The following is a 21852-nucleotide window of genomic DNA, read 5'->3' on the forward strand; positions in this document are numbered from 1 at the left end:
CCCGGACTCGTCTGAATTCCAAGGGCGGCCTTTCGAGGTCGCCCTTTTTGTTTGGCCAATCGGCAGGCTCGTCCTATGGTCCCAGCAAACCTCCCTGCCTCAAACGGAGACGCCCTCATGCGCCCTATCATCCCCCTGCTTCCGCTCGCACTGATTGTTGCCGCTTGTGGCGGGCCAGCTGAAACCACGCCGGTCGCAACAAGCGACTTTGACGTGAAACTCACGCCCGTCGTGACCGAGGCCGAGTGGCCCTGGGGCCTCGCCTTCCTGCCGAATGGCGATTTGCTGTTCACAGAGAAGGAAGGCGGCCTGAAATTCGTTGCTGGAGGCGAGGGCACCCCCTCTTCCGTGACCGGCCTGCCGGAAGCGTTCATTGAAGGTCAGGCAGGATATCTTGGCCTAGTGCTGGATCCGGACTTCGAGACCAACCGCATGGTCTACATCTCCTATTCCAAGGGCGATGGTGCCACGAACGCAGCAGCCGTCATCAAGGGCCGCCTCAGCGACGATGCCAGCGCGCTGGAAAATGTTGAGGAAATCTTCTGGGCCGATGCGCGCGATACCGCCTACCATTATGGCTCGCGCCTGCAATTTGCGAATGACGGCACCCTCTTCGTTTCCCTCGGCGAGGGCTTCAGCTTCATGAAGGATGCTCAGGATCCCACCAATACGCATGGTACCATCGTCCGCATCAACACAGATGGCTCTATTCCTGCAGACAATCCGTTTGCCGATGGTGAAGCCGGTGCGCCCGCAGTCTGGTCCTATGGTCACCGCAATGTGCAGGGGCTCTACTACGACACCGCCACGGACACGTTGTACGAGACAGAACACGGCCCCAAAGGCGGCGACGAACTCAACATCTCCACGGCCGGCGCGAATTATGGCTGGCCCAAGATCACCTATGGCGTGAATTATGATGGCACAATCATAACGAATGAGACCGAAGCCGAAGGCATGGTTCAACCGCTCACTTATTGGGTACCATCAATTGCTCCTTCAGGCCTCACCATGCTGACCAGCGACGTTTATCCGGGCTGGAAAGGTGACCTTTTCACGGGCGGCATGAACGGTCCGGCCGGACTGGAGCTGACGCGGATCGACATGGAAAATGGAGAAGTGGTCGGCAAGCAGTCACTGTTTGACGAAGAATATGCGATCCGTGACGTGGTTCAGGGCCCCGATGGTCACCTCTATGTCGCGACCAAGGATTTCGACGGCATATTCCGCGTGGACATCGCTGAAGCGGAAGCCGAATAGGCCCGATCAGATATCGCGGCGTGACCTGAGTGCGGCGGCGAGCGTTCCATCATCGAGATGGTCCAGTTCGCCGCCCACAGGTACGCCATGCGCCAGACGCGTGACACTGACTCCCTTCCCCTCAAGCAACTCGGCCACGTAGTGCGCTGTCGTCTGGCCATCAACAGTGGCATTGAGCGCCAGGATCACTTCGCGTATGCCGCCGGCCTCCACGCGGGTCACCAGTGACGGAATGTTGAGGTCATCCGGCGTAATACCGTCGATCGCCGACAGGACGCCGCCGAGCACATGGTAGCGCCCCCGGAACGCGCCACCGCGCTCCAGCGCCCAGAGATCCGGCACGTCTTCCACCACGCACACCAGCGCATCATCGCGCCCACCTGCCTGGCACACTGCGCAAGGCTGCACCGTGTCGAAATTCCCGCAGACCTTGCACCGTTCGATCTTTTCGCCCGCCTCAGCCAGCGCGTCGGCCAGCGGTTTCAGCAAAGTGTCGCGACGCTTTAACAGGAACAGGGCAACGCGCCGCGCAGACCGGGGCCCGAGGCCCGGCAGGCGCGAGATCAGTTCAATCAGGCGAAGGATTTCAGGACCGGCAGAATTCTGGGACATGGCGTTCAATGTCAGCTATTTGCGCCTGGTTGCAAGCCGGAACGTGTAAAAGCCATTTGCGCACAAAACAAAACCCCGACCTTTCGGCCGGGGTTCGGGAAGCACTCTTAAAGCTTCGAAACTCTGGGCGTCAGGCCGCCGCTTCGACTTCCGCCGTTTTCGAGCTTGGACGCGGATCGCGCAGAACATAACCGCGCCCCCAGACCGTTTCGATATAGTGGTTGCCGTTGGTCGCATTCTGCAGCTTCTTGCGCAGCTTGCAGATGAAGACGTCGATGATCTTCAATTCTGGCTCGTCCATGCCGCCATAGAGGTGGTTCAGGAACATTTCCTTGGTCAGCGTCGTGCCTTTCCGGAGGGAAAGAAGCTCGAACATCTGGTATTCCTTGCCGGTCAGATGAACGCGCTCGTCGTCCACTTCTACGGTCTTCGCGTCAAGATTCACAACGATTTCGCCCGTGCGGATCACGCTCTCGGCATGGCCTTTGGAGCGACGCACAATGGCGGTGATGCGGGCGATCAGCTCGTCCTTGTTGAATGGCTTGGTGAGATAGTCGTCGGCGCCGTAGCCGAGCGTCTTCACCTTCGCTTCAATGTCGGGATTGCCGGAGAGGATCATCACGGGCGTGTTTACACGGCCCATGCGCAGCTGCTTGAGCACTTCGTACCCGGAAATATCAGGCAGTGAGAGGTCAAGCACGATCATGTCGTACTCATAGACCTTGCCGAGGTCCACGCCCTCTTCGCCGAGGTCGGTGGTGTAGATGTTGAAGCCTGCAGCCTTCAGCATCAACTCGATGGAACGAGCCACCGCACTATCATCTTCAATCAGCAGGACGCGCATCTCTCGTCTCCCGAATCATCATTACGACCAAGCTAGCCGCATTTCCTGTCAATGTGAATCCTACGGGCTGTTCCTTTAACGAAGGTTAACAAGCCGTACGATCCGCCCCCAAAACTTCTACTTTCTTCACACAGATTAATAGCCAATATCGACACCTTGACGGGCGCCTATGAGCATCTGAGAAATGGCAATTGCGTCCTGGATCGGCTGTGCCTGCTGGTCTGTGGAGATCAGCGTCTTCTGGCAGCGGATCGCATCGCGCACTTTCGGATCCCGCATTACGGTACCCGCAAGATGCGGACGGAAGCCGAGGAAGGTCTGACAAGCGCGCGCAATCGCTTCATAGGTGCGCTGGCCTGCGGCCCGAGACTCGGCCTGATTGATACAGATGACCGGTTCGACGTTCGGCGCGTAACCGCGCAACACCTTGATGAACGCATAAGCGTCCGTCATCGAGGTCGGCTCGTCGGTGATGACCATGAGCGCCTTGTCGGCGGCGCGCGCCAAGCGCATGCAATTGGCTTCGATCCCGGCGCCAAGGTCCACGACCACCTGGTCGTATTGCAGCGCCAGCGCCGAAAGGCCTGCAGCAAGGCGGGCAACTTCCTCAGGCGGAAGCTCAGCCAGCGCGCCAGAGCCGGATCGGCCAGGCAATACGTCAAAGCCGCCATCTGCTGCGCCGCCATCGACGGCCGTCACAGCGTCATCCAGTTCGACCCAGCCTGCGATGACCGCAGCGAGGTCGGTTTCCGGAGCGATGCCGAGTTGAACGTCGACATTGGCAAGACCCAAATCGCCATCCACCAGCAGTGTGCGCTTGCCGGCCTGGGCAAAAGCGGAGGCCAGGGTAATGGCCATGAAAGTCTTGCCGACACCACCTTTGCCACTCGCAACAGCGATGATCGAGGCTGGCGCGACGCGAGGGGTCGGCCGCTGAGCCGGACGTTCCTGCGATTTTCGAAGCATGAAGCTCATAAGATTACGCAGCTCCTTTCAAGGCGATCACATCGCCGGGGGCATCTTCCATCAACAAGGCAGCCAGCCGGGACGGCGCTGCCGGCACCAGCCCGCCGCCTATAAAGGGCGTAACGGCAAGGTGCGAGAAGGCGATTCCCGCAGAAGACAGAGCCGAAATGGCCCCTCCCCGCCTGCGGGCGATATCGAGTTTGGTCAGGATAGCGCGGCGTATGCCAGCGCGGGCAAAGATGCGGGCAGCATCTGCCTGGTCTTCCGGGTGACCTTCGGCTGACATGACAAGTACGGGCTCGGCGCGCACGACCTGAATCAGGTCCTGCAGGCTGTCCATATCATCCTGGTCGAACGCATTGATCGATGGCAGGTCAATCACACAGCGATGCCCGGCGGCCCGTGCGGTGCGCAACGTGTCGAAAAGGGCATCTGGCGTCAAAGCGGTGCGAATCTGGCCACGCTCCTGTTCCAGATAGGCTGCGAGCTGAGCGCCGCCTGCAGTTCCATCAAGGTCTGCAGCGATTGGCAGGATGGCCGTACGGGCAACCGCCGCCCGGCGGGTCAGTTTCGCTGCAGTGGAGGTCCGGCCATGTCCTGGCGGCCCCACGAGGATGATGTCGCGTTCCATGCGGGCCGCAATCGGATCGCAGGTGACGATGCGCTCCAGACCGGCCGCGATCGAATCCTCTGGCGAGTCGCCCGGAACCGCATTCTGATCAGCGCCCTCGTGAGCGACCCGATCCGCAAAGCGCTTGGGGGCGCCATGCCATAGAAGAGCGTCGCGAACGCGACTGTAGAGAGGGTTTTCAGAGCCACGACCATGGCCGGTGCCACGGGCTTCTCGCAGGAATAGCGGTTCGCTTGGAACAACGCCGCCTCCCAGCTTGTCCGTTGCAGCGCGAACTTCCACACCGCCGTCGATCTCCCGTTCAGACAGGATGACCGCGTCCGCTCCCATTTCGGCAAAAATCATCGCTTTGGCGGCCTCAAGGGTCTCCGCGGCGAACATCTTCATGCGCATGTTTGCATGTTCCCTTGTGTTGATCACCCCGCCGATCGCCACCCCAATAGGCCGACAGGACATGCTTTCGTTGGAAGCAGTTAACACCGGCAAAGGTTAACAACTTCCTTTCTTCCGTTAGGAATTGGGCGGCCTTGCAATGTTTTAATGATAATTGCCTAAGCGTCAGGCAGCCGCGCGATCGTCGACGATTTCCGACAGGGTCACACCCAATTGGCCATCCGCTATAACCAGTTTGCCCCGCGCCATCAGGCGATCTGACAGATAGATGTCAACCGGCTCACCCGTATGGCGCTCCAGGGCAACGATGTCCCCTTCTGCCATGGCCATCAGTTCCTCGATGGGCATCCGCAGTTCACCCAGCACCACATCCACCCGGACAGGCACATCCATCAGGCTCTTTTTCAGCGCGGGATTGGCAGAATCAGTCATGAGGCACCTTCGGGTGTAACACGCGTGAGAGATTGCCGGGCGTCGAACAGATCACCCTGCCCGTCAAGAATGGTGCGGGCGGTGGCCCTTATTAACGCATGGGCCCGGTCACTGAAACCCTCCTCATAGGCGCAGGCCTCCAGATGACCTGTCAGCGCCACGAGATTGGCGAGGGCTTCGTTGAGTGCATTCGTCACGCCCTGCAAGCGCTCGCTGTCGGCGCGGGCCGCTTCGGCGCGCACACTGGCAGCGCCTTCCGCACGGGCTTCCGCCAGCATTTCCAGCAATTCCGGCGTGGTCAGCTTCACCGGTGGGTCGAGCTCGACCGGAGCCGCTTCGCCCGGACTGAAATCGCTGCGAAATTCAAATTGCGTAACAGATTTGACAGCGCGGTGGATCATTCGACGAGTTCATCCTCATCTTGCGGACGCCCTGCGCGAATGTCTCCGCGCTCGATCAGCGTGCGGGCCAGATCAACCAGTTCCATTCGTGCGGCTTCAATCTCGCTGCGGCGCACGGCGCCAAGCATGTCGATTTCCTCGCGCAGCAATTCTCCAGCGCGTTGCGTCATGTTTCGGAAGAAGGCCGCGCAGGTCTCTTCGCGTGCGCCTTTCAGCGCAAAGGTGAGGCGTGTACGGTCTGCGGCAGACAGCAAGGTCTGCAGTCCCCCCGCATCCAGATTCGCCAGATCGTCGAAAGTGAACATCAATGAGCGGACGCGCTGTCCTGCGCCTGGCACAGCGGATTCCAGCGCGGACAAAAGGCTTTGTTCTGAACGGCTATCCATCCGGTCGAAGATACGGGCGACACCTTCATGACCACCGGTTCGGGAAGCTGGCGCCGCACCGGCCATCCATGCCGACACGGCTGTTTCGAGCGCTGCGACCGCGCTTGGATGCGCCGGACCCAAGTGTAACAGGCGTTGCATCACATCGACGGCGACAGGTTTCTCGAGCGCCTTCAACATGCGCGCCGAGGCTTTGCCATCCAGGCGGGAAAGCATCAGGGCAAGTGCTTGCGGGTGCTGGCCCTCAGCCAGTTTCAACAAATCTCGCGTTTCAAGTTCAGACACTTCAGCCCAGATTGGCGTATCGGCTTCGGTAGATGTGCCGCTGCGCGCATGCGCCTGTTTGTAGCTTTCCAGCGCCTCAGTCTCATCACGCAAATCATCGTCCAACGCATCCATTGCGGCGGAAAGTGCGCGGGCTTCCTGCGGACTCAATTCGCTCCAGACTGGCGCGGCCTCAGGCCCCAGAGCGCGCATCAGACGCGCCGACCGAGCAAGCCCGGCCGTGCCGCGCGGTCGTGAAATCGCCAGCGCGCTCATGCGGCATCTCCTTCACCGCGCATCCAGCTGCGCAGGATTGATGCGGTGCGCGCGGGGTCCTTGCGCACAAGGGATGCAGCGTCCGGGTCCGGCTGGCGGACCGGGCGTGGTTTGGACACCGGAATGATGTCGGCAGATTCGATGCGGGTCGACTTTCGGTCAGCTGGCGCGCCGGTGCTCGTCGCCGCGGGAGCCGCATCAAGCGGGGCACGAAAACCAACCCATGCCAACAAACCGCAAAGCAATGCGTACAGGCCAAGCTCAGTCCAGCCAGTTGCATCCGGACGACCGGCAACACCGCGCGCGAAGTCAGCCTGTTCGATGATCAACTGATCGCCGGTTTCAGGCGACAGGAGAATGGCGGAACTTGCAAGACGTTGCAGGGTTGGTGCGGTCTCGCTCGCATCTGACGCCAGCAGGATGAGGACCGATCGGCCTGAGCGACCATCGCCGGACACGGAAAGGCGGATATTTCCCGTGCCAGCCACCGGCTCAAGAATACCCATCAGGGAAGTTTCAATGGCTGATCCAGGCACCCAGGATTCAACGGGCTGGGTGAACAGGTCGCTGGCACGCCAGCTGCCCAGCACGCCAGCAATGACAAGCGCAAACAGCGCGACTGCTCGTGTGGAGAGCATCGCGCTGCCTTGGAATTTTGCGAGCTTATGGTCCATTCGCCACTCCTGTTGCCGGGTAAACTTCCGGCATTCAGGACCAGTGATAGGCGCTGGCATTTAAATTTGTGTTTAACGGAGAGGAGTCCGTTAACCGTGACGCGTCCTAGCGGCGGTATTGCTGCAAACGTGTGGTCCGCAGTCCCTTGGTTCCGTGACGGGAATAAAGCTTCTCCCACGTCTCGAATTCTTCTTCGCTCAGGCTGTAGCGATCACAAGCAGCCTTGCGGGACAGGAGCCCCCCGGAGACTGCTGCAACGACTTCAGCTTTGCGACGCGTAACCCAACGCGAAATGTTAGGTGACGGAAGATCCGCCAGGGTCAGCATCTGGCCATCGGGGCCGGGGACGCTGATGTTACGTGCATTGTGCTGTTCCATGTCCACACCATTCTAGTTGCTATGACAGGACTGCCCGGCTTCTCCGGGCGCCATGGAAATCAACATACAGGGTGGGGTTTAAGCCGAGGCGTAAGCGACCCGGTCAGTTTTACTCCCCCGGTTAGAGGAATGTTTGGAAAGCTGTACCGGGCCGGGACAAATTGTGGGAATCGGCTGGATTCATTACAGAAAGTATAACTTTCGTCTGGATTACGGCAGCAATGCCAGCGCATCATTGTCGCGCGCCTGCGCTGCGTGACGGCGCAGCATGGTGAGGAACATCTCGTCTCCGCGATCCGTCTGCTTCACCAGCATCGCAGCCCCGAAAGCGACCGACATGCCGTAAAAGCTGAACCAGCGATAATGGTCGTAGAGCGCCTCGAACGAGTAGTCGGAAATACCCCGCTCGGTCAGCCGCGCATGATAGAAGCGCAGCAATGCCTGCTCATGCTTTGGCCGGTCTTCGCGCGTCAGGCCGGCGCCGATAAAGTATGCGACATCGCCAGCTGGCGCGCCCTTGCCAGCTGTTTGCCAGTCTACAACGGCCAGTGGCTTGGGTGCCGCGTCCGCGCCGAACAACATGTTGTCGAGCCGGAAATCATTGTGCGTAAGCGCGTGCGGGCCGTCATAACCCTCACTCCAGGCTGGCAACGCGGCCGCATAGGCATCGCCCACAAGGATGTCGTCAGCCTCCAGCCGTTCACCATACCGATCCTTGAATCCATGCCAGAGCCCACTCACTGCTTCCGGTGTCAGCGCGGGTGGCGGCGCAAGGTCACTGCCCTGCAACCAGGCGTGCGTGTCAAGCGAAGGATCATTCCAGTACGCGGCATGCAACACAGCCGCTGCCGACAAGGCACGCTCGGCCTCGGCAACGCTACACCCCTGAAGTTGGTCGCCCTGCTCTGACGGCGCCATGTCTTCCATGATCAGCGCGAACCGGTTCGTGCCCGGGTCATAATCGGTGTAAAATGCCGCAGGTGTAATCACGCCGGCCACTTTCGGAAAAGTCCGATAGAATTTTACTTCCCGCTCATAATGGCCGAGCAGCTTGGCGGTCATCAGGCTTTCCGGGCTGTCAGACGGAAACTTGCCTACCAGTGTCGCCGGAGCATTCGGCCCCTTGCGCGCATAGTCGAAAACAAAGCGGACATTCTCGCCGATCTGTCCGGTGCCGATGGATTTTGCGGTGAGGCCAGCAACCTCGGCGTCAATACCGATCTCTCCAAATAGCGCATTGAACCAATCCGCTCCCAATGAGAGCGGGTCTGCGTCGAGGCCTGGTCGACTCATTCATGTTTCCTCCGGTTTCGTTTCCTCGTCGGCAGTGTTGTCCTGCCGTGTTTTCTTTTTTCCCCAGCCAGTGAAGCGCTGAAGCTCCTCCATCCGGTCTTCGGCGCCGCGCAGGCCCTTGTCGAGCGCGGCCATGGTCAACGCGAAATCGCCGCTGGTTTCCTTGCGCCAGGCGCGTTCGGCTGTGTCGATCACATAACCAATCGCGACGGATTTGAGCCCCACCGGCGCGCCGGAGCGATTGTCGAGCCCGGCTGAGACAAGCGCCCAGTCGGCGCTGCGCTTTCGAGCGAGTGGAAGCGAGAGCAAGAGCGACGGCGTATGGTCGCGATACTTCATCAGCGAAAGGAGACCGGCACGGTGCGCTTCCATTGCCTCGAACCGCAGCATGATAACGTCGAACAGGCGTTCCCGCGGGCTTTCGTCAGGCGACACGCCCTCTTCCGACATGGCCTTATCGAAATAGGCATCGGCATGTGCAGCAAGATCATCCTTGCCAGCAAGCCCGTGAAATTCGGAAAGACTGGTATCTGCGGCTTCCGCAATGGCCGACAGTGTCAGATCGGCCCAGGACGTCTCGTCGGCGAGTTCCAGTGCGGCGAGCAGGCCCTTTTCCAATATGCCTGCCTGCGTCGTCATCGGTAACTGTCCTCTAATCCGGCTCTCTGGAAAGCTCCCGGTCGCGGGTCACAGCGGCGCGCAGGGCTTTCCTCAGCAATATAGGCATCCCACCGTCATCCATAAGGATGTCAAGAGCGGCCTGGGTGATGCCGCCGGGGGAAGTGACCATTTTTCTGAGCGCATTTGGAGTCTGGCCAGATTGTTCCATCAGGGCCGCCGCGCCGATGATCGTCTCGATGGCAAGGCGTGCCGCCATGTCCTTTGGCACGCCTTCGGCTTCTCCGGCTTCGGCCATTACCTCGGCAAGCAAGAAGACATAGGCCGGGCCGCATCCTGAAATGCCTGTCGCGGCAACCATCGTCTTTTCGTCCATCGGCCCTTCAACAAGTCCCAGCGGTGTGAGCAGTTTGCGGGCCGCCTCGATGTCAGCCGCGTCCAGAGACGAGGCCGCCGACAGCAGCGTGACGCCCTTGCCGACGGACCCCGGCGTGTTCGGCATGGCGCGGATCACATGCGGTGTGCCGAGGCGGTCTTCGAGCTGGCTCAGCTTGATCCCGCCCATGACAGAGATCACCAATGTTCTCTCATCGATGTATTGCTTGATGCTTTCTGCAGCGCGCGCGAATTGCTGGGGCTTGATACCCAGAACGACGATGCGCGCAGGCGACGGGTCCGGGTTGAGCGTGATGCGGCCGGCTTCAGCCCATTCTTGCACTTGCGGGGTCGGGCGCGGCGCGACGATGGAAATACTAGGCTTGGAACGCCCCGACAGCCAACCGGACGCCAGTGCGCCGCCCATGCGGCCTGCCCCGATCAGGACAATTGACTGTGCCGCCGCCACGCGCCGGGTCTCAGGCTTCGCCGTGGGTTTCGAACATGACCGCATCCATCGCTTCGCGTGGGCTCTTGCCAGCCCAGATCAGGAAGTTGAACGCAGGCACAAACCGGTCAACGGCGCTGACGGCCGCCGCGATGGTCGAACGGAGCTCGCCCAGCGAGGCTTCATCCCGATCCATCATGGAAAAGGTATATCGGAAAATGACCACACCTTCGTCTGCCCAGTAATCAAAGTGGCCGAGCCAGAGGCGCTCATTGGCCATGATGATCAGTTCGGACAGCTGACGGCGTTTGTCGGCAATCGGCTTGATGTCGAGGGTGACGGAAAAATGGATCGCGGCTGGCTCAGGGCGAAACGCAAACAGCGCGCCCATATCACCCCAACGAGTCTCAGCCACAGCCTGAATAGTGCCTTCTTCGTCGCGTTCGTGTTGCCACCCGGCGATTTCGAGGGCCTCTTCGACGCGATCGAGCGGATCGATCCCTTCGAATTCTTCGCGTGAAAGATCAAGGCTCATGAAAGTCTCCCCTTCTTTCTGAAGTCATGGACACAGGATTCGTGCCCAATGGCCATCCCCGTTGAAACGCGGCGCAGGGTCTGCGTCCACCCCGAACAACAGGTAGGCATACAAAGTCTGTGGGTTGCGCTATTTGGATTCTGCAGCTGCTTCGAGCTCTGCCACACGCGCTTCCAGCGCTTCGACACGCTCCAGCGCCGCCGTGGCGAGCGTCTTCAGTGCCTCGACTTCGTCGCGGCCCGCCAAGTCCATATCGGCGATCAGGCCCTTCACGCGGGCCTGGGCAGCGGTCTTCGCCTCTTCGCTTGCGGCCCGTGCAGCACCCATTGCGCCGGTCATCAGACCTGCAATGTCATCTAGCAGTGGATTTGTTGTGGCCATGCGGCTACTCCTTCGCGGCATCGGGCGGACAAGTTCTCGGTCCCCTAACAGATAGGTCCTTATCCATACAGGGAAAAGACGCTGCATGCTGGATATGATGAGCTTCGCTGCAACCCTCCTGCCCGCTGCGGCGCTGACATTCCCGGATGTCAGTCCGGCGCTGGTCTCGATCGACCTCGGTTTTCTCGGTCTGGGCAAGTTCCATCTGCGCTGGTACGCGCTGGGATACATGGCGGGGATCGCCCTGGCCTGGTGGTATGCCTCGGCCATGATCCGGCGGCCAAGCCTGTTCGGCGGCGCCAGCCCGCTGACCAAGGACCAGCTCGACGACATCATGTTCTGGATCATTGTCGGCATCATCCTCGGCGGACGCTTCGGCTATGTCCTGTTCTACATGGTGCCCTACCAGTTCGACGTGATCGCGGCGAACCCGCTGACCATCTTCAAGATCTGGGATGGCGGCATGGCGTTTCATGGCGGCATTCTGGGCGTTACCATCGCGCTCAACCTGTTCGCGCGCCGTCGCAAAGTGTCACTGCTTTCCATCGGCGACATTGCCGGCGTGGTCGCGCCGATCGGCATCGGCCTCGTCCGCCTCGCCAATTTCGTGAACGCCGAACTCTATGGCCGCCACACCGACGCGCCCATCGGCATGGTCTTCCCGGAAGGCTATGTGCGCGGCTCCACGCCTCCTGCCTATAATTGGGAAACCGGCGAATGGGTCAGCACCGGATTTGAGACAGCACGCCATCCGAGCCAGCTGTATGAAAGCGTGCTGGAAGGCTGGCTGCCGCTGCTTGTGCTATCGGTCCTGATCTGGCGCTTCGGCGCGCTGAAACGCCCCGGCCTCGTCGCCGGCCTGTTCCTGCTGATGTATGCTGCGGGCCGCACCATTGTCGAAAATTTCCGTATGCCGGACAGTTTCGCGACCAGCCTGCCGGACTGGATCACGATGGGCCAGCTGCTTTCCATCCCGATGTGGATTGGCGGGATCTGGCTGGTCTGGAATGCGCTGAAGAAAAAGCCTGCGACTGCGGACTGATCTGCCCATGACCCTCAAGGAACGCATCATCCGCCTGATCGAAACCGGCGGCCCCATCCCGGTTTCAACTTACATGCAACTCGCCCTGCATGACGCCAGCCAAGGCTATTACGCCACGCGCCCCGGCCTTGGCACGGATTTCATCACGGCGCCGGAAGTCAGCCAGGTCTTCGGCGAACTGATCGGCCTGTGGGTCGTGCATGAATGGCGGGCCATGGGCGCGCCGGACTCGTTTCATCTGGTCGAGATTGGTCCCGGTCGCGGCACGCTGATGGCGGATGCGCTGCGCCTCGCCTATGTCGCGGGCGGCCGCGAATTTGCCGATGCCGCCAAACTCACCCTCGTCGAGCCGAGCCCGAAACTGCGCAAGGTCCAGGCCGAGCGCCTCAGCGATTACACCCCGTCCTTTGCCGATACGCTCGCCAATGTGCCCGCCGGCCCGATGATCCTCGTCGCCAATGAATATCTCGACTGCCTGCCCGCCCGCCAGTTCCGCAAGGCGGAAGATCAGTGGCGCGAATGCGTGGTCGGGCTGGATGCGGACGGGGCGCTGGCCTTCGGTCTCGCCGCCGACGAGCAGCGCGCCCCCGATGGCGCCGCCAAAACGTCAGAGGCCGTCGAGGTCCAGATCGGCTTCGACCTGTTGATTGCAGACCTCCTCACCCGCCCCGCGCCGATGCGCGCGCTGTTCATTGACTACGGCCCCGCCGATGCCACGCCGGGCGACAGCCTCCGCGCCTTCAGCCAGGGCGAACAGGTCTCCCCCCTCGCCCAGCCGGGCGAGACCGATTTGACCGTGGACGTTGATTTCGGTCGCCTGAAACGACTCGCTGCCCGCATGGGACTGGATGTGGCCGGGCCGACACCGCAGGGCATGTTCCTGATGGGGCTCGGCGCGCAGGCCCGTCTCAACCAGCTGGTCGAGGCCAACCCGGACCATGCCGACGCGATCTTCAACAATGCCCAGCGGCTGATCGACCCGAAAGACATGGGTAGCCGCTTCAAGGCGATCTGCCTGTCGAGCACGGGCCTGCCCGCGCCGGTTGGGTTCTAGGCGCCCCTACTCGGCTTCAGCGCCGATATGCTGGTCTATGAATGTCGCCATAGCGCGTAATGCGTCAATTCGCGTATCGCCATCCGACATCCAGTGATCCTCACCTTCCAGTTCGAGGAAGGTGACGCTCTTGCCGGCTTTTTCGAGAGCCCGTTCCATGATCTCGCTCTGCTTGATCGGCACGACGGTGTCGTCATTGCCATGGATCAACAGTACGGGTGCCGTGAACTTGTCTGCGGCTCTGGCTGGCGAGATAGCATTCAGCTTCTCGCGCTCTTCATCAAGATCGCCTATGTTTTCCTGCCAGTAGTCCAGCGCCCAATGCTTGCGCCCATTATCCCACTTCACATCCACGAGGAGGGGTCGAATGTCCGACACGGGTGCAATCGCCACGACGCATTTGTACAGGTCGGGTGTGAACGCACCGCCCGCGAGCGCCGCATAGCCGCCATAGCTGGCCCCGACAATGCAGACACGTGTCGGGTCTGCCAGGCCCTGCTCCACCAGCGTCTGCACGCCATCAGTGATGTCATCCTGCATCTTGCCGCCCCACTCCCCCTTGCCGAGAATCCGGTGCTCAGTTCCGTAGCCTGACGACCCCCGGAAATTCGGCTGAAGCACGAGGTAGCCCCGATTGGCGAAATACTGCGCCATCCAATCGAACCCCACCGCGTCATACGATTCTGGTCCGCCATGTGGCATCACGACCAGAGGCAGCTTGCTGGCCGTTTCAATATCCACGCCCGCCGGCCAGGTCAGGATCGACGGAATGTTGAGCCCATCCCGGGCTTTGTAATTGACAGAAACCATCTGGCCGACGGCGTCTGGGGGTATGTTGTCACGCTCATCCGCGACGAGCATCATTTGGCCGGTTTCCCGATCCTGCAGGACAAAACTGCCGGGCGTGTCGCTGCCATAGATCAGGTAGAGTAGCTTCGACCAGTCATCGGTCCAGGATACGAGATTTACGGAGGCCGTGGAAAACTGGTTCACCATGCCCGAGACGGCCGCGTCCACATCCGGATCATAAAACTTGTACGAAGGCACTGCGCCGGAATATTCGACACCGAGAACCAACCGGTTCCCATCCTTGATGATCCGCTCGATCGTACCGCCCTTCCCGCCGAGCGATGCAGGCGTCAACTGCCCCGAGAAATCGAGCTCATAAACGTTTCCGGAATCATCGGCATCACTACCGTCGGAAAACAGCAAGGCGGACCGGTCAGCCTTGATACCCGTGACACCGGGGGGCAGTTGCGATGTTTCGAGTTCATAGATGAGCTCACGCTTCCCGTTCACATAGGTATAAACCCTGTAGGTATCCGTGGTGTTATTATAGTCCTCCCGCGCAAGTACCGTCCCATCCTTGTCCACGAACCAATCAACCGTATTGTCGACACCGCTCTTGAACCGTCTTCCTTTGCCGGTCTTCAAATTGACGCGCAGCAGGCTGTAATTCGGATGAGAATAGCGATCTCCGACATAAGCCGGCATGAAGATGTAGCCGGGGTCGGCATCGTCACCGACAATCCGCCCAAGATCGCCCTGGGCTGGATAGATGTTGTCCGTACCCCTCAACAGGAATGTCAGTTTCTTAGTCTTCAGACTGAAAGAGAAAGCGCCCGAATATTCAAACTCCCCCCGAAACCCGATCACGAACTTCGTTTCCGAAGCAAGGATGACGATGTTCTCCTCATCGGCGAACCAGATGTCTCGCGTGGCAACGTCGTCGATCTTCACGTGATAGGTCTTCTGTCGCGTCGCGAAGTCAAACGTGACCAGATAGTCCGCCCCTTCCCGGCGCTCGGCAAAGGCAACGATCGATCCATCCGGAGACAGGGCCATGTACCGGATTGAGGGCAGGTCGCCATAGGCTTCCAGCGGCGGGTGGGTGACCTCGGCGCTGGCCGTGTTGAAGCCAAAGCCGAGCCATGCCGCCAGAACGGCGAGGACCAATACTCGCATGCAGGATCTCCCGAATAATTGCGTTCAGGCTATTTTGGATGGAAAGGCGAGGCAACACCGAAACCGCCCGATTTCGACCAACTCCCCCCTTCCGCTGCGCAAGCCGGGCTTGGCTTTGGCGGCGCGGTCCCCATGTCTCAGGGACGCAATGCAAGGGGCCTTGATGTGGCTGAACTTTCGATCCTGGAACTCGGACGCGTGCGCGAGGGCTTTACCCGCGCCGACGCGCTGAATGATGCCCGGCGCCTCGGCCAGCACGCCGAGGCCCTTGGCTACAAGCGGCTTTGGGTCGCCGAACACCACAATATGAAAGCCGTCACGACGGCGGCTACCTCGCTCGTCGTCTCGCACATTGCGGCTGGCACGAAGACCCTGCGCGTTGGCGCTGGCGGCATCATGCTGCCCAATCACGCGCCCTATATCATCGCGGAACAGTTCGGCACGCTGGAGGCGCTCTATCCGGGCCGGATCGACCTTGGCCTGGGCCGCGCCCCCGGCACCGACCAGATGACGCTGCGTGCGCTGCGTCGGGATCCCAACAGCGCCGACCGCTTCCCCCAGGATGTGCTGGAACTGCAGGCCTTCCTCGGCCCGGTCGAGCCCGGCCAGCAGATCGAAGCCGTCCCCGGCTCCAATTCGAACGTGCCTTTGTGGATTCTCGGCTCCAGCCTTTTCGGCGCGCAGGTCGCTGCGGCCTATGGCCTGCCTTACGGGTTTGCCTCGCATTTCGCACCCCAGGCACTGGATGATGCGCTGGCCACCTATCGTGCGAACTTCCAGCCATCAGATCGGCAGAAGACGCCCTACGCGCTGATCGGCGTGAACATCATCGCTGCCGAGACGAACGAGGAAGCCAAGTATCTAGCGACCTCCCAGCAGATGTCGTTCGCAAACCTCGTGCGCGGCGACCGCAAGCTGACCCAGCCGCCGATTGACGACATCGACACCTATTGGACGCCGGAAGAGAAAATGCGCGCGTCACACATGCTGAATTTCAGCATTATTGGGGACGCGGATACGGTGAAACGCGGCGTCGAGGCCCTGCTCGCCCGCACACAGGCCGACGAGCTGATGATCGTCTCCGACATGTATGATGTCGACAAGCGCCTGAGCTCGTTCGAAATCATCGCGAACGTCCTGAAAGACTGAATTGTCGTTTGATGACCGCCCCGGCTAGACGGGGCGCTTGATCTCGTTGTGGTCGTCGAGCAGCACAACGGTCGGCGCATGCTGGCGGGCCTTGTCGGCATCGATCCCGGCAAAGGCCGCAATGATGACTTTGTCACCGGCCGCAAAGTGGCGGGCCGCCGCGCCGTTCACACCGATCGTCTTCGAACCGCGGGGAGCTTCCAAAGCATAGGTCTGGATGCGAGCGCCATTGGTGACGTTCCAGATATCCACGCGCTCATTCGGCAAGATGCCCGAGGCGTCCAGCAGGTCCTGGTCGATCGATACCGAGCCTTCATAGTGAAGGTCGCACTGCGTGACGGTCGCAGAATGCAGTTTCGCTTTCAGCATGTTGAGCAACAAGGATGGATCCTCCCGGATTATTATGAGCGCATCATTATGCTCATAATGAGCATATAGGAAGGCCTGCGGCCTTGCGCAAGGCGCTTATTGCATCGCAGCAAATGTGAGTAAAGACGATATTGGACGCTTGGGCCTCACCTTCACGCGAGGTCATGACATACCCTCGCTCCCATACCCCTATCTCGCGAATTCCGTATCAAAATGGGTCGCCTTGCAGGATTTCGTCTGTTAACAATCTGTAAGGCTGGGGAATAATACAGGGGAAGAACGACATGAAACAGGTGTCAGCAAGCGCCATCGCCATCGCAATGATCGTCGCCGGCTGCGCGTCCAGCCCGGACCCCGCACCCGCGTCTCCGCCGCCCGCAGACGGGCAGGCACCCAATGGACCCGTGCGCGGCATACCCAATCCCGGTGATGATGACTTTCTCGGCGCGCCAACCCCCACCGTGCGGCGCCATACCGGCCGCGCCAGCGGCGGCGCCGTGCCCGCCAAGGACTACCTCCCCTATATCGATGTCGCGATTGACGAGGCAGCCGTCTATTCTGAGTTCGGAGACATGCTGCAGGACCGTTACACGCGCATCCAGATCGTCACGCTGAAACCCGACGCTTATGACATGGAAGGCGTGACGTCCGGCGTGCGCAGTCAGGAAGTTGAGGCTCGCAATTATGACGAGGAGAGCCGGGGCTGGTTCTCTCGCATGATGTCATCGCGCAGCATTACCCGCACCCTGATCGCCGAATTCGATGTGGCCAAGCCGGACATCACCGCAACCAACGCGCTCTTCTCCTCCACCTTTTCCTCGAATAACCGCGAGGGCGAATCCTGGACGACGAACGAAAGCATCTCGGTCTATGCCACGCCTTACTTCAAGGTCGGACCCAACACGACCATTGAGGCACGCTTTCGCCTGCAGTTGTCGGATGAAAAGGAATCTTCAGCCAGCGCCAATGTGATGGGGGCGCTGACCACCGCCGCCAATCTGATCGCACCGACTTCCACACTGGTCACCTATTTCAATGCGCCCCTGATGATGGAGGCTTCCAACTTCCTGAATAACTCCACCAGCACCCTGTTCGGTCAGTCGATAACGGAGCAATCGGTCAGCGCGTTTTCCGTGAAGGCATGGAGCGACAAGCCGATCCTCGTTGTCTCCGCACAATTGCCGGACACGAATGATATCAAGGACACGCGCGGCAAAGGCGCCATCGGTCAATGGGCCGTGTATCTGGACCAGCCGATCCCGTCCATTTTCACAGCAGGTGTTTCGGATACCGGATACCCGGACTTTACCGGCGTCACTTCAGGCGACATCCTGGCTTTTGACGTTGGTGAAGACCTGACCGTGTATGATTACATCTTCTCACGGCTCGACCTGTCAGATCGCATCTCCTACCTCAACAGCTCGGCTGACCCGGACGTTGCCGGCCTGATCTGCAACCGGATTGAGCGTGGCCTTTCCGAGATCGGATTCACATCCTATGACGCGGCCGCTGCGGTCTGGGCCGCATCCGTCTCCGATCAATTCAATGGCGCCGCCAAGTCTGCCTTCCAGGGCGAAAACACATGCGAGGCCATGATACGCTGGAAAGCACTGGGCGGCTGATCCGCTCACGCGACCACCAACCCTCCCCTGTTAGCAGCACTTATGGCCTCATGCAGTTGCGATCCTTTGATGGCCCAGCCAGAAGGAGAGGATGACAAATGTCCTCATCGTCAATGGTCACCAGCCCTTTCCAACCTCTCCCGGTACGCTGAACGCTGCCTTTGCCGAATGCGCTCGGCGTATATTCGAGGCGGCCGATTGGAACATTCGCACCAATCATGTGGCAGATGGATGGGACACGGAAGAAGAGGTCGCCAATCAACTCTGGGCCGATAAGATACTCATTCAGTTCCCCCTGAACTCCATGGGCTTGCCCTGGTCTCTGAAGCGTTATCTCGATGAGGTATACACCGCCGGTATGGATGGCCGCCTGTCAAAGGGAGACGGGCGCAGCCGCAAGGACCCGTCCCGTCAATATGGCAGCGGCGGTCACCTGACCGAAACGCAATACATGCTGTCGCTCACACTCAATGCGCCGCGAACGGCATTTGGCGATCCGAACCAGAATTTCTTTGAAGGTCGCTCCGTCGAAGACCTGCTCTGGCCGGTGCATTTGAATTTCCGATTTTTCGGTATGCAGGCCCTGCCGAGCTTTGCGGCATATGATGTTTCCAAGGCGCCGACAATCGCGGCAGACTTCGAACGCTTCGATGCGCATTTGCGAGGCGCGTTTGGCTTGCCCGCCCAGCAACCCTCAGCTTGATGTGAGGAAATGAGCGACCACGCGCCGGGTGTGCGGGGCGTCGCGATGCTCGAACAAATATATGCCCTGCCATGTGCCAAGCGCCATGCGCCCGCCCGACACCGGAATAGAGAGCGAGGTCTGCGTGAGGGCGGCCTTGATGTGGGCGGGCATGTCGTCCGGCCCCTCGGTGCGATGCACCAGATAGTCCATGGAAGGGTCATTGGCGGGCGGCACAAGGCGCCGGAAGAAGGCCTGCAAATCCCGCTGCACGTCCGGATCGGCATTCTCCTGCACCAGCAGCGAACAGGAGGTGTGCTGGCAGAACAGGGTCAGCAGGCCATCGCCCTCTCCGGCTACGAAGGCTGCCGCATCGCGGGTGAACTCATAAAGGCCGGAACCGCGCGTCGAAATCGTGAGTTGGGTCTGCATCGCTTCCGAATACCCGTCCATCTTGCGCCCGGCAATCGGCAGATGACTTTGCGGGGTGACGGCTCACGCTGCGCCCTGTATCCAAATACTTAACTGGATTAACCAATTGCACGGAGTGGGACATGCGCTGGAAAGGTGGACGCAGAGGCGGAAACGTCGAGGACAGGCGCGGCATGAGCGGCGGCAAGCTTGCGGGCGGCGGCATCGGCTTTGTCTTGATCGCGCTGGTCGTGTCCTATTTCCTGGGCATTGACCCCCAGCCCCTGCTTGAAGCCAGCAGCGGCATGTCATCCGGCCAGCAACAGCAATCCGGCGAAGTCGGCACCCCAGAGGATGAGGCCGGCCAGTTCGTCGATGTTGTCGGAACGAACGTCAACGATGTCTGGGCCGAGCTGCTCGACGGCTATAAGAAGCCGAATACCGTCATCTACACGCAAGGCACGGGCACGGGATGCGGCTATGGCCAGGCCGCGATGGGGCCTTTTTATTGCCCGGCCGACCAGACCATCTATCTCGACCTCTCCTTCTGGCAGCAGATGGAAACCCAGCTGGGCGCGTCCGGCGCAGATTTCGCCCGCGCTTACGTCATCGCACACGAGTTCGGCCATCATGTGCAGACGCTGACCGGCGCCTCACAACAGGTCCGCAAGGCACAGCAACAGGCTCGTAATCAGGCCGAAGCCAACAAGTATTCGGTCGCGCTCGAACTGCAGGCCGATTGCTATGCCGGCGTATGGGCCGCCCGCGCCGCAGAGGCCTCCAATGGCCAGGTCGCACTCGAACGCGGTGACATGGCAGAGGGACTGAAGACCGCCAATGCCATTGGCGACGACATGCTGCAAAAGCGCTCGACCGGTCGCGTCTCGCCCGAAGGCTTCACGCATGGCTCGGCCCAACAACGCATGGAATGGCTGACCCGGGGTTATGAGAGCGGCGACCCCCGCCAGTGTGATACGTTCAACTGAGCCCCTGCCCGAACGGGGGAAGCAACACCACTCAAAGAGGGAGAGCCGACATGACCGACGGCAAGCCAATGGGGTTCGACACCCTGCAGATTCATGCGGGCGCAAACCCGGACCCCACCACTGGCGCGCGTCAGGTGCCGATTTACCAGACAACGGCCTATGTCTTCCGCGACGCAGACCATGCCGCCGCGCTCTTCGGCCTGCAGGAAGTCGGCTATATCTATTCCCGCCTGACCAATCCGACCGTGGCCGCCCTTGGGGACCGGATCACCGCGCTGGAAGGCGGCGCGGGCACTGTCTGCTGTTCGTCCGGTCATGCGGCCCAGATCATGGCGCTGTTCCCGTTGATGGCCCCCGGCCGCAACATCGTCGCCTCGACGCGCCTCTATGGCGGCACGATCACCCAGTTCAGCCAGACCTTCAAACGCTTCGGCTGGTCGGCCACCTTCGTGGACTTTGACGATCTCGACGCCGTGAAGGCCGCGATTGACGACGACACGCGCGCCATCTTCTGCGAGACCATCGCCAATCCGGGCGGCTATATCACGGACCTCGACGCGATCGCCGAAATCGCCGATGGCGCGGGCATCCCGCTGATCGTCGATAATACAACGGCCACGCCCTATCTCTGCCGTCCGATCGAGCATGGCGCGACGCTGGTCGTTCACTCGCTGACGAAATACATGACCGGCAATGGCACGGTGACCGGCGGCGCGATTGTCGATTCCGGAAAATTCGACTGGTCAGCCTCTGACAAATTCCCGTCCCTGTCGCAGCCCGAACCGGCCTATCACGGCCTGAACTTCCACGAGACATTCGGCCCCGCCGCGTTCACCTTCCACGGCATTGCCATTGGCCTGCGCGACCTCGGTATGACGCTCAACCCGCAGGCGGCGCATTATACGCTGATGGGCATCGAGACGCTCTCCATGCGGATGGAGAAACACATTGCAAACGCCAAGAAGATTGCCGCGTGGCTGGAAGGTCATGATGCGGTTGCTGGTGTCACCTATGCCGGGCTCGACTCCTCGCCCTACAAGGATCGCATCCCGAAAATCTGCCCGAAAGGGGCTGGCGCCCTGTTCACGGTCCAGCTGAAAGGCGGCTATGAAGCCTGCACAAAATTTGTCGGCGGCCTGAACCTGTTCAGCCATGTCGCGAACCTCGGTGACGCGCGCAGCCTGGTCATCCACCCGGCCTCCACCACGCACCGCCAGTTAACCGAAGAACAGCAGATCGCCGCTGGCGCCGCGCCCAACACGGTCCGCCTCTCCATCGGCATCGAAGACGCCGGCGACCTGATCGCAGATCTGGATCAGGCGCTGAACGCGGCAGGCTAGTCACGCTTCGACAAATCCAAAAGCAAAAAAGGCGGCCTCGACGGGCCGCCTTTTTCAAACTTGG

Annotated in this window: 25 protein-coding genes; 8 read left to right on the forward strand and 17 right to left on the reverse strand. The window is 60.6% G+C overall.

The genetic code is table 11. The features are described 5' to 3' along the window. Positions 1-117: 117 nt before the first annotated feature. The gene (locus tag B2P82_RS14750; protein WP_290497723.1) at positions 118-1260 is read left to right on the forward strand and encodes a PQQ-dependent sugar dehydrogenase; all 1143 of its coding nucleotides are present in this window, start codon (positions 118-120) and stop codon (positions 1258-1260) included. Between the two features lie 6 nt (positions 1261-1266). Here the strand turns inward: B2P82_RS14750 and recR are convergent, their stop codons facing one another. From recR to B2P82_RS14820, 14 genes are all read right to left on the reverse strand, one after another. Beyond that, a complete protein-coding gene (recR, locus tag B2P82_RS14755) occupies positions 1267-1872 on the reverse strand; it encodes a recombination mediator RecR (protein ID WP_206991245.1) in 606 nt (201 codons plus the stop codon). Between the two features lie 130 nt (positions 1873-2002). Continuing rightward, positions 2003-2716, reverse strand: a complete 714-nt coding sequence (gene ctrA / locus B2P82_RS14760) for a response regulator transcription factor CtrA (RefSeq protein WP_034810668.1) — start codon at positions 2714-2716, stop codon at positions 2003-2005. A gap of 135 nt (positions 2717-2851) precedes the next feature. Beyond that, positions 2852-3691, reverse strand: coding sequence for a nucleotide-binding protein (locus tag B2P82_RS14765; protein ID WP_034810665.1), 840 nt, complete (start codon positions 3689-3691; stop codon positions 2852-2854). A gap of 4 nt (positions 3692-3695) precedes the next feature. Continuing rightward, complete coding sequence (locus tag B2P82_RS14770; protein ID WP_034810663.1) at positions 3696-4706, reverse strand: flagellar biosynthesis protein FlhF; 1011 nt, start codon at positions 4704-4706, stop codon at positions 3696-3698. A 165-nt stretch (positions 4707-4871) separates the two neighbouring features. Beyond that, the gene (gene fliN, locus B2P82_RS14775; protein ID WP_034810661.1) at positions 4872-5138 is read right to left on the reverse strand and encodes a flagellar motor switch protein FliN; all 267 of its coding nucleotides are present in this window, start codon (positions 5136-5138) and stop codon (positions 4872-4874) included. Beyond that, positions 5135-5539 carry a hypothetical protein gene (locus tag B2P82_RS14780; RefSeq protein ID WP_290497724.1) on the reverse strand — a complete coding sequence of 135 codons (405 nt, stop codon included), beginning with the start codon at positions 5537-5539 and terminating at the stop codon, positions 5135-5137. Before B2P82_RS14780 ends, fliN begins: the two co-directional genes overlap by 4 nt. Continuing rightward, on the reverse strand, positions 5536-6465 hold the full coding sequence (locus B2P82_RS14785) for a FliG C-terminal domain-containing protein (protein ID WP_290497725.1): 930 nt from the start codon (positions 6463-6465) through the stop codon (positions 5536-5538). Before B2P82_RS14785 ends, B2P82_RS14780 begins: the two co-directional genes overlap by 4 nt. Next, positions 6462-7139, reverse strand: coding sequence for a hypothetical protein (locus B2P82_RS14790; protein WP_206991247.1), 678 nt, complete (start codon positions 7137-7139; stop codon positions 6462-6464). The genes B2P82_RS14785 and B2P82_RS14790 overlap by 4 nt, the downstream gene beginning before the upstream one ends. A gap of 106 nt (positions 7140-7245) precedes the next feature. Further along, a complete protein-coding gene (sciP, locus tag B2P82_RS14795) occupies positions 7246-7518 on the reverse strand; it encodes a CtrA inhibitor SciP (RefSeq protein ID WP_206991248.1) in 273 nt (90 codons plus the stop codon). Positions 7519-7728: 210 nt separating this feature from the next. After that, the gene (locus tag B2P82_RS14800; RefSeq protein WP_290497726.1) at positions 7729-8811 is read right to left on the reverse strand and encodes a phosphotransferase; all 1083 of its coding nucleotides are present in this window, start codon (positions 8809-8811) and stop codon (positions 7729-7731) included. Further along, positions 8812-9450 carry a hypothetical protein gene (locus B2P82_RS14805; protein WP_290497728.1) on the reverse strand — a complete coding sequence of 213 codons (639 nt, stop codon included), beginning with the start codon at positions 9448-9450 and terminating at the stop codon, positions 8812-8814. Positions 9451-9463: 13 nt separating this feature from the next. Beyond that, positions 9464-10273 (reverse strand): pyrroline-5-carboxylate reductase, encoded by an 810-nt coding sequence (gene proC / locus B2P82_RS14810; protein WP_290497730.1) that lies wholly within the window; start codon positions 10271-10273, stop codon positions 9464-9466. 10 nt (positions 10274-10283) lie between these two features. After that, on the reverse strand, positions 10284-10787 hold the full coding sequence (locus tag B2P82_RS14815; protein WP_034810645.1) for a type III secretion system chaperone family protein: 504 nt from the start codon (positions 10785-10787) through the stop codon (positions 10284-10286). Between the two features lie 129 nt (positions 10788-10916). Beyond that, entirely contained in the window at positions 10917-11168 is a 252-nt protein-coding gene (locus B2P82_RS14820) for an accessory factor UbiK family protein (protein WP_290497731.1), read from the reverse strand. An 85-nt stretch (positions 11169-11253) separates the two neighbouring features. Between B2P82_RS14820 and lgt the strand changes: the two genes are divergently transcribed. Then, positions 11254-12210 carry a prolipoprotein diacylglyceryl transferase gene (lgt, locus tag B2P82_RS14825; RefSeq protein ID WP_290497732.1) on the forward strand — a complete coding sequence of 319 codons (957 nt, stop codon included), beginning with the start codon at positions 11254-11256 and terminating at the stop codon, positions 12208-12210. Between the two features lie 7 nt (positions 12211-12217). After that, positions 12218-13264, forward strand: a complete 1047-nt coding sequence (locus B2P82_RS14830) for a class I SAM-dependent methyltransferase (protein WP_290497733.1) — start codon at positions 12218-12220, stop codon at positions 13262-13264. A 6-nt stretch (positions 13265-13270) separates the two neighbouring features. Here B2P82_RS14830 and B2P82_RS14835 read toward each other — a convergent pair whose 3' ends face one another. After that, positions 13271-15229, reverse strand: coding sequence for an alpha/beta hydrolase family protein (locus B2P82_RS14835; protein WP_290497734.1), 1959 nt, complete (start codon positions 15227-15229; stop codon positions 13271-13273). 165 nt (positions 15230-15394) lie between these two features. Here B2P82_RS14835 and B2P82_RS14840 point away from each other — a divergent pair, with 165 nt between their 5' ends. Next, the gene (locus tag B2P82_RS14840; protein WP_349679756.1) at positions 15395-16378 is read left to right on the forward strand and encodes an LLM class flavin-dependent oxidoreductase; all 984 of its coding nucleotides are present in this window, start codon (positions 15395-15397) and stop codon (positions 16376-16378) included. 24 nt (positions 16379-16402) lie between these two features. Here B2P82_RS14840 and panD read toward each other — a convergent pair whose 3' ends face one another. Further along, positions 16403-16759 (reverse strand): aspartate 1-decarboxylase, encoded by a 357-nt coding sequence (gene panD, locus B2P82_RS14845; RefSeq protein ID WP_206991255.1) that lies wholly within the window; start codon positions 16757-16759, stop codon positions 16403-16405. A 272-nt stretch (positions 16760-17031) separates the two neighbouring features. Here panD and B2P82_RS14850 point away from each other — a divergent pair, with 272 nt between their 5' ends. Both B2P82_RS14850 and B2P82_RS14855 read left to right on the forward strand, forming a co-directional pair. Beyond that, entirely contained in the window at positions 17032-18369 is a 1338-nt protein-coding gene (locus tag B2P82_RS14850; RefSeq protein ID WP_206991256.1) for a hypothetical protein, read from the forward strand. A gap of 91 nt (positions 18370-18460) precedes the next feature. Beyond that, the gene (locus B2P82_RS14855; RefSeq protein ID WP_290497736.1) at positions 18461-19072 is read left to right on the forward strand and encodes an NAD(P)H-dependent oxidoreductase; all 612 of its coding nucleotides are present in this window, start codon (positions 18461-18463) and stop codon (positions 19070-19072) included. Here B2P82_RS14855 and B2P82_RS14860 read toward each other — a convergent pair. Beyond that, the gene (locus B2P82_RS14860; protein WP_290497737.1) at positions 19064-19504 is read right to left on the reverse strand and encodes a secondary thiamine-phosphate synthase enzyme YjbQ; all 441 of its coding nucleotides are present in this window, start codon (positions 19502-19504) and stop codon (positions 19064-19066) included. The two genes, B2P82_RS14855 and B2P82_RS14860, sit on opposite strands and share 9 nt — an antisense overlap. 101 nt (positions 19505-19605) lie before the next feature. On the opposite strand from B2P82_RS14860, the gene ypfJ reads away from it, so the two are divergent. Then, on the forward strand, positions 19606-20448 hold the full coding sequence (ypfJ, locus tag B2P82_RS14865) for a KPN_02809 family neutral zinc metallopeptidase (RefSeq protein WP_290497738.1): 843 nt from the start codon (positions 19606-19608) through the stop codon (positions 20446-20448). Between the two features lie 50 nt (positions 20449-20498). Then, entirely contained in the window at positions 20499-21788 is a 1290-nt protein-coding gene (locus tag B2P82_RS14870) for an O-acetylhomoserine aminocarboxypropyltransferase/cysteine synthase family protein (protein WP_290497739.1), read from the forward strand. Positions 21789-21852 lie beyond the last annotated feature (64 nt).

It is taken from the genome of Hyphomonas sp. UBA4494, assembly GCF_002388935.1.
Lineage (GTDB): Bacteria > Pseudomonadota > Alphaproteobacteria > Caulobacterales > Hyphomonadaceae > Hyphomonas.

Excerpts from the sequence above, each read along its gene's own strand:
- B2P82_RS14750 (WP_290497723.1), top strand. The coding sequence starts at position 118 with ATGCGCCCTATCATCCCCCTGCTTCCGCTCGCACTGATTGTTGCCGCT.
- recR (WP_206991245.1), bottom strand. The coding sequence starts at position 1,872 with ATGTCCCAGAATTCTGCCGGTCCTGAAATCCTTCGCCTGATTGAACTG.
- ctrA (WP_034810668.1), bottom strand. The coding sequence starts at position 2,716 with ATGCGCGTCCTGCTGATTGAAGATGATAGTGCGGTGGCTCGTTCCATC.
- B2P82_RS14765 (WP_034810665.1), bottom strand. The coding sequence starts at position 3,691 with ATGAGCTTCATGCTTCGAAAATCGCAGGAACGTCCGGCTCAGCGGCCG.
- B2P82_RS14770 (WP_034810663.1), bottom strand. The coding sequence starts at position 4,706 with ATGCGCATGAAGATGTTCGCCGCGGAGACCCTTGAGGCCGCCAAAGCG.
- fliN (WP_034810661.1), bottom strand. The coding sequence starts at position 5,138 with ATGACTGATTCTGCCAATCCCGCGCTGAAAAAGAGCCTGATGGATGTG.
- B2P82_RS14780 (WP_290497724.1), bottom strand. The coding sequence starts at position 5,539 with ATGATCCACCGCGCTGTCAAATCTGTTACGCAATTTGAATTTCGCAGC.
- B2P82_RS14785 (WP_290497725.1), bottom strand. The coding sequence starts at position 6,465 with ATGAGCGCGCTGGCGATTTCACGACCGCGCGGCACGGCCGGGCTTGCT.
- B2P82_RS14790 (WP_206991247.1), bottom strand. The coding sequence starts at position 7,139 with ATGGACCATAAGCTCGCAAAATTCCAAGGCAGCGCGATGCTCTCCACA.
- sciP (WP_206991248.1), bottom strand. The coding sequence starts at position 7,518 with ATGGAACAGCACAATGCACGTAACATCAGCGTCCCCGGCCCCGATGGC.
- B2P82_RS14800 (WP_290497726.1), bottom strand. The coding sequence starts at position 8,811 with ATGAGTCGACCAGGCCTCGACGCAGACCCGCTCTCATTGGGAGCGGAT.
- B2P82_RS14805 (WP_290497728.1), bottom strand. The coding sequence starts at position 9,450 with ATGACGACGCAGGCAGGCATATTGGAAAAGGGCCTGCTCGCCGCACTG.
- B2P82_RS14815 (WP_034810645.1), bottom strand. The coding sequence starts at position 10,787 with ATGAGCCTTGATCTTTCACGCGAAGAATTCGAAGGGATCGATCCGCTC.
- B2P82_RS14820 (WP_290497731.1), bottom strand. The coding sequence starts at position 11,168 with ATGGCCACAACAAATCCACTGCTAGATGACATTGCAGGTCTGATGACC.
- lgt (WP_290497732.1), top strand. The coding sequence starts at position 11,254 with ATGCTGGATATGATGAGCTTCGCTGCAACCCTCCTGCCCGCTGCGGCG.
- B2P82_RS14830 (WP_290497733.1), top strand. The coding sequence starts at position 12,218 with ATGACCCTCAAGGAACGCATCATCCGCCTGATCGAAACCGGCGGCCCC.
- B2P82_RS14835 (WP_290497734.1), bottom strand. The coding sequence starts at position 15,229 with ATGCGAGTATTGGTCCTCGCCGTTCTGGCGGCATGGCTCGGCTTTGGC.
- B2P82_RS14850 (WP_206991256.1), top strand. The coding sequence starts at position 17,032 with ATGAAACAGGTGTCAGCAAGCGCCATCGCCATCGCAATGATCGTCGCC.
- B2P82_RS14855 (WP_290497736.1), top strand. The coding sequence starts at position 18,461 with ATGACAAATGTCCTCATCGTCAATGGTCACCAGCCCTTTCCAACCTCT.
- B2P82_RS14860 (WP_290497737.1), bottom strand. The coding sequence starts at position 19,504 with ATGGACGGGTATTCGGAAGCGATGCAGACCCAACTCACGATTTCGACG.
- ypfJ (WP_290497738.1), top strand. The coding sequence starts at position 19,606 with ATGCGCTGGAAAGGTGGACGCAGAGGCGGAAACGTCGAGGACAGGCGC.
- B2P82_RS14870 (WP_290497739.1), top strand. The coding sequence starts at position 20,499 with ATGACCGACGGCAAGCCAATGGGGTTCGACACCCTGCAGATTCATGCG.